We start from the raw sequence: 5152 nt of genomic DNA, 5'->3' as shown, positions 1-5152 counted from the left end.
TAAACTTCCATTGACATCAGCATTGTATTTGACACCATTTGAAGCTTTATAAAGTCCTCTTTTCACTCGTTTACCACTAAATCTNGCACTGTAGCTTTTGATGCTGTGCATTATAGTTACTAAATCTATAGAAAAATATTCCTTGACTTAGTTTTAATTAAGTGTTACCTTAACGGGGTGAACTACAACACCCTCTATCCCATTGCTAAAAGCGTTTGGGACTGCTTTTCGTATCGGTGTTTAAACTTCCATTGACATCAGCATTGTATTTGACACCATTTGAAGCTTTATAAAGTCCTCTTTTCACTCGTTTACCACTAAATCTATACTTTCTATCTAGTTTGAGCTAGGGCGTGTCCAAATTTTCCTAATTAGGGCTTGCTGAATAAATCTCAAAGCACTTACAGATAAAGGCTTTAGGCTTTTTCAGTTCTGAAAAAGTACAACCCACATTCCGCACCTTAAGTTGTAACATTAAAAGTAGTATAAAAAACGGTAACCTGGTAAGTATTTATACTATATGTATCCTATTCATTGACCTTTCTCAGGAGTCAGATTCTCAGGAAAATATTAAGCATAAATACTCAATTACTTACTCCTATTGACCACTATAATTGTCTCCTGTCTCCTGTCTCCTATTCTTGATACTATATTTTGTCGTGCAGAATATAAGGTACAAGGTTTTCGGTCTAAAAAGCCTAATAAAGTTATGATTTTAGGCTGACGCGAGGCAGAAAAATCAAGGGATGATTCTTCCGAGACCTCCTCGCTCCCATACCCATTTATCCTGACTCCTGACTCCTGATTCCTACTCCTACAACTCATACTTTTTCAGCAAACCCTAATTATTTAGCTTATATTGTCAATTTACACTTTAGTTGCTCTGGAAAAGTTGAAATTGAAAATTTAATAATCTTTTTAAATTCTGCCCCGTAGCATTTGAGCCATTTCGTTTGGAGAAGGTGACTGATTAATTGCTATTTCTTCAGTGATTCTACCTTCTTGGTAAAGATCGTATAAAGACCTATTCATGGTAGTCATACCTTCATAAGTATCTTTGAGCATAATTTGGTTAATATCTTCATACTGGTCTTTGAGAATATATTCCTTAATTACATCAGTATTAATTAAGATGTCATGGAAAGCTGCCCGTTTACCATCGGTAGTCTTACAAAGTAACTGAGCAATAATGGCTACCATAATTTCGGAAATAGCCAATTTAATTGCTGGTTGTTCTTCAGCAGAAAACATATCAAGAATACGAGTGATGGTTTTAACTGCACTGTTAGTGTGCAAAGTTCCCATTACTAAGTGTCCTGTGGATGCTGCTTTAATAGCAATTCCCACCGTTTCCTTATCCCGAATTTCCCCCACTAACATCATGTCGGGGTCTTGACGGAGGGCGCCTTTGAGAGCGTTAAAGAATTTCAGAGTATGTCTACCTACCTCCCGGTGCTTAATCAAACATTTTCGGCTTTCATGGACAAATTCTACAGGGTCTTCAATAGTGATGATGTGATAAGGAAAAGTATCATTCATAAAATCAATCATCGCTGCCATGGTAGTGGATTTACCAGAACCTGTTGGCCCTGTTACCAAAAGTAATCCTTTATGGTAGTGGCAAACTTTCTTAAAAACTTCTGGCAACCTGAGTTGATCCATCTTGAGAATTGTCGCACCAATGAGTCGTAATACCATTGCTGGGCCAGCAAGAGAATCAAACAAACTAATCCGTATTCGNTATCATTCATAAAATCAATCATCGCTGCCATGGTAGTGGATTTACCAGAACCTGTTGGCCCTGTTACCAAAAGTAATCCTTTATGGTAGTGGCAAACTTTCTTAAAAACTTCTGGCAACCTGAGTTGATCCATCTTGAGAATTGTCGCACCAATGAGTCGTAATACCATTGCTGGGCCAGCAAGAGAATCAAACAAACTAATCCGTATTCGGACAAAACCTAGGTCAGCCGCACCGTCAAAGTCTAGATTTTCTTGGAATGCCCGAATTTCTTCATCCTTCATAATTTCCCGTAGCCAACTCATAAAAGTGCCTAAGTCGGTCTCTGGATATTCAAGTGGTACTAGGTCGCCACGCTTGCGGAACCTTGGTATTTCGTTTACACCCAGGTGAATATCTGAAATTCCTTCTTGTTCAGCCCGCCGGACAATTTCTGTTAATGGTACTTGTCCGGGTGCAAGTTCTGGACCTGAAGGAGTTGGTGGTTGGGCTGATGCAGTTTCTGTGGGAGGAATCGTTTGTTGAGGAACTGGAGCTGATGCTGGTGGAGGATTAGAAGGTCTTGGAGGAGCTGTTGGTGCTTTTCTTGCTCCTGAAGGAGAGGGGGGAGCAGGTGNACCTGAAGGAGTTGGTGGTTGGGCTGATGCAGTTTCTGTGGGAGGAATCGTTTGTTGAGGAACTGGAGCTGATGCTGGTGGAGGATTAGAAGGTCTTGGAGGAGCTGTTGGTGCTTTTCTTGCTCCTGAAGGAGAGGGGGGAGCAGGTGGACGAGGTGGTAAACCACGGCCTCCTGGCGGTGGTGGAGCAGGGGGACGAGGTGGTGGTGTTTGTGTCATTTCAGTTATCAGTTATCATTTATCAGTTCCTCTGGCTGAAGTCAGAGGCTTGAAATAGTTATGTTTACTTTCTCTTGGTGAATTGGATATGGCGTTTAGCATTCCGCACAACGCGCGTTTTTCATGTCGCTCGGCAATTCAAGTCGCGGAGTGGCTATGTAAAAGCGGGAATCTAAATAGGAGTTACGCAGAGACGCTATATGTAATGTAGCGCTCAAAACTATTGCGAAATAGTTTTTAAACTCTATAAATATTACCTTTGCGTAATTCCTGCTAAGGCCATGCTCCGTAATATCGGCGACAGCCGAAGTCCATTTGCGCTAGCATTCCGATAGGAAAGTTGTGGGTTAGCTAAACGTCCGCTTTTCATCCTTTTAAAGGGAAAGCTTAATATCCTATTTTTTGGTCATAGTTACCAATTAATTTGGTCTGAAACTTCGCCTATAAGCGGGCGACTTTCTAATAATAAACAGTTGGATATATAGCTAGTTATCTATTATACTCTCAATCGTAATAGACCTATGGTGAAAAAGATATAGATTTTTTGGAGGAGTAGGGAACAGGGAACAGGGAACGGGGAACGGGTAACAGGCAAAATATTTTCACGAAAAAGGCATGAAAATGGATTTTTTATGGTGACTTTTTCTTTCTTTAGCCGATCTAACTCAAAGGTTTATTTATTTTCTGGAGATGTCTAATACTNCTATTATACTCTCAATCGTAATAGACCTATGGTGAAAAAGATATAGATTTTTTGGAGGAGTAGGGAACAGGGAACAGGGAACGGGGAACGGGTAACAGGCAAAATATTTTCACGAAAAAGGCATGAAAATGGATTTTTTATGGTGACTTTTTCTTTCTTTAGCCGATCTAACTCAAAGGTTTATTTATTTTCTGGAGATGTCTAATACTCAAGGATAAACTCTTTTATGCAAGTGTATAAAATGAAGTTGTAGGGCACAAGATACGAGTCTAATTAACTAGATTCATCCATTAGAACTGATAGATTTGTCCGTAATAGCATTATTAGAGCATGGATAGATAGAGAAATTTTTAGTTGTAATGATGCGTATCTATTAAAAACCCTACACTATTACGTTGCCAATCTGAAGGGTTTCGTCTCCTATCTAACTTAAACTAATGTAATAATATTTTGGGAAATTGGTATTGGAATTATTTTACTGGAGGAATATTTATTGAGTTTTCATAACTACAGTCGATACATTTATAAATCCAGTTTTTTAGTTTTTTCTTCCCTGTTTTGTTACGACAATTAAGGTTGGCTGAAAAAGTCTTTCTTAAGGAGTAGGGGAGTAGGGGGGTGGGGGAGTAATTTTTTTCCCAACTATTGCTGAAAATACGCTCCTTTTTGATTTTTCGGGAACCGTGCATTAAGCAGCTCAAAATCTGGTATTTTTAGCAACCTAAAAAGGCTCCAACCTTTATCTGTAAATACTTTGAAATTTAATCAGCCAGCCCTAATTACTTCTAAGTTGGGAAAGGGTAATTTTGCAGTAAATTTTGATTCTTTCTCAATTTCAAAGGTTGCTTTTACCTTCGCCAAAATTCATAGCTGTTAACGTAGTTCCGACCTAGGAGGCTAGCTAATAGCTTACGGATGTTTGCGCAGCATTCCGTAGGAAATGCTTACAATGATAGAGATAACTGTNCCTTTTTGATTTTTCGGGAACCGTGCATTAAGCAGCTCAAAATCTGGTATTTTTAGCAACCTAAAAAGGCTCCAACCTTTATCTGTAAATACTTTGAAATTTAATCAGCCAGCCCTAATTACTTCTAAGTTGGGAAAGGGTAATTTTGCAGTAAATTTTGATTCTTTCTCAATTTCAAAGGTTGCTTTTACCTTCGCCAAAATTCATAGCTGTTAACGTAGTTCCGACCTAGGAGGCTAGCTAATAGCTTACGGATGTTTGCGCAGCATTCCGTAGGAAATGCTTACCATGATTGAGATGTATAATCTTTGTCAAAAAGCTCTTTGATAGTTATCAATAAATTCATAGCTTTGCTGAATAGGATTTATGATGTTCAAGCAAGTTATGGAACGATCAAGTTGTTTTGAAATTAAGCATTAATCTATAATCAATAGTATTAAAACTGTGATATATATAGCGTTTCTCCAGCTTATGAGGTATACCTATCTTTAATTTCTTTTCTATTCTTGATTCCTGATTCCCTCCATACCTATTCCCTCCATACCTGTTCCCTAAAACCTAGAATTTTGTACCTCACCAGCATGGGAATTACTATATGAGTTTTATATTTATTCACCTCGCCCTAATTACAGTTTTGTTTGATTTTGAGATTCATGCCATTTCTCAATGTTAAATTTTTGATGATACAGCCATCTTCAGATACTTCTATTCCGTTTCTAATAGATGTATTGGAATATTGATTTTGATGTTTAACAGACTGAGGTTTGTTAAGTTTCAATATGTAATTGTTATTTGATAAAAATTTTTGATTTTGAGTATAGTTTTTTGAGAAAGAAGGATACTCAAAAAATATAGTTAAACATACAGGTATTAAGGCAATAAAACCTAGTTTTTTTAATAATAAAA

The 5152-nt window shown here is 37.8% G+C and carries 1 protein-coding gene and 4 pseudogenes; 1 reads left to right on the top strand and 4 read right to left on the bottom strand.

The features are described from left to right. Positions 1-918 precede the first annotated feature (918 nt). The 3 pseudogenes from AFK68_RS11455 to AFK68_RS38655 form a co-directional block, all read right to left on the bottom strand. Positions 919-1740, bottom strand: a pseudogene (locus AFK68_RS11455) (type IV pilus twitching motility protein PilT); the annotation flags it as partial. A gap of 1 nt (position 1741) precedes the next feature. Next, a pseudogene (locus tag AFK68_RS41540) lies at positions 1742-2356 on the bottom strand (ATPase, T2SS/T4P/T4SS family); the annotation flags it as partial. 1 nt (position 2357) lies between these two features. Next, positions 2358-2576: pseudogene (locus tag AFK68_RS38655) on the bottom strand (polymer-forming cytoskeletal protein); the annotation flags it as partial. Positions 2577-3568: 992 nt separating this feature from the next. Between AFK68_RS38655 and AFK68_RS44830 the strand changes: the two are divergent. Further along, a pseudogene (locus tag AFK68_RS44830) lies at positions 3569-3649 on the top strand (transposase); the annotation flags it as partial. Positions 3650-4868: 1219 nt separating this feature from the next. Here the strand turns inward: AFK68_RS44830 and AFK68_RS38650 are convergent. Further along, the coding region (locus AFK68_RS38650) for a hypothetical protein (protein ID WP_210407354.1) at positions 4869-5152 on the bottom strand (284 nt) is incomplete at its 5' end.

It is taken from the genome of Hydrocoleum sp. CS-953 (assembly GCF_002260545.1).
Classification (GTDB): Bacteria; Cyanobacteriota; Cyanobacteriia; order Cyanobacteriales; family Microcoleaceae; genus Trichodesmium.
Note: the sequence above shows the minus strand (reverse complement) of the source record. Positions and strands in the feature narration are given on the sequence as shown.